Genomic DNA, 3,853 nt, shown 5'->3' on the forward strand with positions numbered 1-3,853 from the left:
AGGTGGGTGAAGCCATGGCCATGGTCAAAGCGCTTAACCGGATCACGCTATTAGGAATGCCGAACAGTATTCGCATCACGTAACAATCGACCCGTATGGGGCGCAGTCGTCACAAGTTCTGATTTATTCAACAAAGCCGCGTTTACACAAAAAATATTGCGTATCGGGAAGCACCAGTAAACCGTCTGCCGTTCCCAAGACCCTCAGTTCCGGGTTCATCATCTCAACGGTGCGCACCGTTACGCCCAAGCCAGCCTTTACCGCAGCACGCACGGCTGGGAGCGTAGACTCGACATAGGCAATACGCCAGGGAATCCCTGCTTCATTGAGCAAGGTGATCGCCAATGCCCGGAAATTGCTGGGCTCATCCAGCAGCACCAGCGATACGGGTTCGTCCTGACGAAAGCGATAATCCGCCGCGCAATACCACATGGTCGGCGAGGTGCGCAGCAAAATTTGCTCAGCGCTATCGCTCGACATAGTGGTGATGGCCAAATCAATCGCTTTTTTTTCCAGCATACTGTGCAGTTCTGGACTAGTCTTTACGCTAACGTCAATGGTCAGTTTGGGAAACATCGTGGTCACGCGATGCAAAAGCGTAGGCAAAATGTTATCTGCCGTATCCTCACACGCGCCGATCGCCAGTGTGCCGAGCATGTCGCTGTACATCAGCGAGGTGCAGGCTTCATCGTTAAATTGCAGGATCTTGCGGGCATAACCCAGAAACTGCACACCGTGTTCTGTTAGCAATTTGTTACGACCTTGGCGGGCGAACAGCTCTTTCCCCACTAGTTGCTCCAGTCGTTGCATTTGTTGGCTCACCTCAGATTGCGTGCACCAAAACGCCACACTGAATCTCAAGAGCAGTTTCAGCAAATTATGCAGCGTTTTCTTGCTGCGAGAGCCAAATGCATGAGCGATAATCTGCTTCAAACGAGGCTCCCATGCATACCACAGCCAGCGCTGTCGTTCTTTGTTGTCAACAAATGACCACATCTCATCCACTTCGCAAATCAGTTGAATTTGCGGGTTGTCCGGTGGCTGCGTTGTTACATTCCGCGGAGAAAGTTTTTTAAAGTGCGCACGACGGCATTGATACTAATATGTAGTGCCCGCGCGGTGTCACGAATACCCGCATTATTCATTGCCAAGTCAATGAGTTGGTCTGTCATTCCCGGTTTGCAGGCACGATAGTCATAGTCGAGCTGGAAGGTGCGTTTGCATGACTGACAACGGTAACGCTGATGGTCACTTTTGCCATAACCGTGTTTTTTCACAGGAGATATCTATTCACAAAACGGGCATCTTACATCAACTTTAGCCACTGTATTCCACATCCAAAACCGGGTATGGTACACTGCAATCAACATGTTGAATACACGACCCTTCAAAAGGGGTAAACACAGGAGTACATTAGGCAGGTTATGCTATTTCATCGCGAAATACGCTTTTCCTGAAAAAGGTTCGCTCTATCTATGATGTATCCCATTGAGAAGTCTAAAAAGCTGGATAATGTTTGCTATGACATTCGCGGCACGGTGCTAAAAGAAGCCAAGCGCTTGGAAGAGGAAGGAAATAAAGTACTCAAACTGAACATCGGCAACCCTGCGCCGTTTGGTTTCGATGCACCGGATGAAATACTGGTCGATGTCATCCGCAATTTACCTACCGCGCAGGGTTACTGCGATTCCAAAGGACTTTATTCCGCACGTAAGGCCATTGTGCAGCATTATCAAGCGCGCGGGATGCGTGAAATGACGCTGGAAGATGTGTACATCGGCAACGGCGTCTCCGAACTGATCGTGCAATCCATGCAAGCGTTACTTAACACAGGCGACGAGATGCTGGTTCCTGCACCGGATTATCCGCTGTGGACCGCCGCCGTCTCGTTATCCAGCGGGCATGCGGTACACTATCTGTGTGATGAAGAAGCCGGATGGTTCCCCGACCTGGACGACATTCGCAGCAAGATCACGCCACGCACGCGCGGCATCGTGATCATCAATCCCAACAACCCTACTGGTGCCGTCTACAGCAAAGAGTTGCTGATGGAAATCTTGGAAATTGCACGCCAGCATAGCCTGATTATTTTTGCTGACGAGATCTACGACAAAATTCTGTACGACGAGGCGCAGCACCACTCCATCGCCGCGCTGGCGCCGGATCTGCTGACGGTGACCTTTAACGGTTTATCTAAAACCTACCGGGTAGCCGGTTTCCGCCAAGGCTGGATGGTGCTGAACGGCCCGAAAAAACATGCTAAAGGCTATATCGAAGGCTTAGAAATGCTGGCATCGATGCGTCTGTGTGCCAACGTACCTATGCAACACGCCATCCAAACTGCGCTGGGCGGTTATCAGAGCATCAGTGAGTTCATCCACCCCGGTGGACGGTTGTATGAACAGCGTTTGCGCGCCTGGGAACTGATCAACCAGATCACCGGCGTCTCCTGCGTCAAACCACAGGGAGCGCTTTACATGTTCCCGCGTATCGACGCCAAGCGTTTCAATATCCATGACGACCAGAAACTGGTGCTGGACCTGCTGCTGCAAGAAAAAGTGCTGCTGGTGCAAGGCACTGCGTTTAACTGGCAGCATCCTGACCACGTCCGTATCGTTACGCTTCCGCGTGTAGATGAGCTGGATTCCGCCATCCACAAGCTAGGCCGTTTCCTGTCGCACTACCATCAGTAAGCCTCTGTTTGCATCATGCCAGCGCGTCATTTTTCACGACGCGCTAGCGTTTACATCCTTCCCGAGAGCGGCCACAATATCTTATTATGGTGCTGCCGTCTGAGAGAACATGATGAATCAGAGTCACTTTTTCGCCCATTTATCCCGTTTGAAACTGATTAGCCGCTGGCCGCTGATGCGCAACGTGCGCACCGAAAACGTATCTGAGCATAGCCTTCAGGTGGCCTTTGTTGCTCACGCACTGGCAGTGATCAAAAACCGCAAATTCAATGGCAACCTTAACGCAGAACGCATCGGGATGCTGGCGATGTACCACGATGCCAGCGAGGTGCTAACCGGGGATATGCCAACCCCTATAAAATATTTCAATGCACAGATCGCCCATGAGTACAAAAAGATAGAAAATCTGGCGCAGCGCAGCCTGATTGCCATGTTGCCGCCCGAATTACAGCTGGATTATCGCCAACTGATTGATGACAGTTGCTGTAGTGAAGAAGAGCACGCCATCGTCAAACAGGCGGATACTCTGTGCGCTTACCTGAAATGCCTTGAAGAGCTTTCAGCCGGTAACAGCGAATTTGCCCTTGCCAAAACTCGGCTGGAAAAGACGCTGCAACAACGCCAAAGCCCAGAGATGGACTACTTCATGGAAATATTTATTCCGAGTTTTAGCCTGTCGCTGGATGAGATCAGTCAGGGTTCCACCCTGTAAGTCGGAATAGTTAGTTTTGTTTTTATATCCGCGTAAAAAATCACGCCGAGGTGGGCGAGACCGCCGGGTGAGCCGCATGGATGCGCCGAAAGGCAGCTCCGAGTCGGGAACGCGTCGCTGACGGCCCGATAGCGGTCACGGACGCCGAGGGCACCGCGCAGCGGCGTGATTTCCCGCAAACAGCCAGAGGGGCCATGGGGCGAGGGCGATTGAGCCGCCCCATGTCGGGCGCGCGCTACTCGTATAGCAGAAAGTCGCTTAGCCCGTTGCGCACGAAACCTTCACTGCATTCACAGAAAAATGGCTTTATACCCAATAAACCTCAAGATGCAGGTTTGAGCACCTGAAAACGATCATGAATTCTGGACGTCAGCGAGTCCGCTATTTCTGGTAGCGTATTGGTGAAAAAATTGAATATTGCATCCCGAAAATCGCGGGTGTTTTCAAA

4 protein-coding genes and 3 pseudogenes are annotated in these 3,853 nt (G+C 51.4%); 4 read left to right on the plus strand and 3 right to left on the minus strand.

Features of this window, described 5'->3' with window-relative positions:
* Positions 1-83, plus strand: a pseudogene (locus QZ506_RS06120) (lipoprotein); the annotation flags it as partial.
* 40 nt (positions 84-123) lie between these two features.
* On the opposite strand, the gene QZ506_RS06125 reads toward QZ506_RS06120, so the two are convergent.
* Together QZ506_RS06125 and QZ506_RS06130 are read right to left on the minus strand one after the other, a co-directional pair.
* Entirely contained in the window at positions 124-669 is a 546-nt protein-coding gene (locus QZ506_RS06125; RefSeq protein WP_367272976.1) for a LysR substrate-binding domain-containing protein, read from the minus strand.
* 81 nt (positions 670-750) lie between these two features.
* A pseudogene (locus tag QZ506_RS06130) lies at positions 751-1,286 on the minus strand (IS1 family transposase); the annotation flags it as partial.
* Between QZ506_RS06130 and QZ506_RS06135 the strand changes: the two are divergent.
* The 3 genes from QZ506_RS06135 to yfbR all read left to right on the plus strand — a co-directional run bounded on the left by QZ506_RS06135 (position 1,245) and on the right by yfbR (position 3,405).
* Complete coding sequence (locus QZ506_RS06135; protein WP_291969802.1) at positions 1,245-1,400, plus strand: hypothetical protein; 156 nt, start codon at positions 1,245-1,247, stop codon at positions 1,398-1,400. The pseudogene QZ506_RS06130 and the gene QZ506_RS06135 overlap by 42 nt on opposite strands.
* A gap of 78 nt (positions 1,401-1,478) precedes the next feature.
* The gene (locus tag QZ506_RS06140) at positions 1,479-2,693 is read left to right on the plus strand and encodes a pyridoxal phosphate-dependent aminotransferase (RefSeq protein ID WP_291969808.1); all 1,215 of its coding nucleotides are present in this window, start codon (positions 1,479-1,481) and stop codon (positions 2,691-2,693) included.
* Positions 2,694-2,805: 112 nt separating this feature from the next.
* Positions 2,806-3,405, plus strand: a complete 600-nt coding sequence (gene yfbR, locus QZ506_RS06145; protein ID WP_291969804.1) for a 5'-deoxynucleotidase — start codon at positions 2,806-2,808, stop codon at positions 3,403-3,405.
* A gap of 322 nt (positions 3,406-3,727) precedes the next feature.
* Here the strand turns inward: yfbR and QZ506_RS06150 are convergent.
* A pseudogene (locus tag QZ506_RS06150) lies at positions 3,728-3,853 on the minus strand (IS630 family transposase); the annotation flags it as partial.

It is taken from the genome of Candidatus Symbiopectobacterium sp., from assembly GCF_020054415.1.
GTDB lineage: Bacteria > Pseudomonadota > Gammaproteobacteria > Enterobacterales > Enterobacteriaceae > Symbiopectobacterium.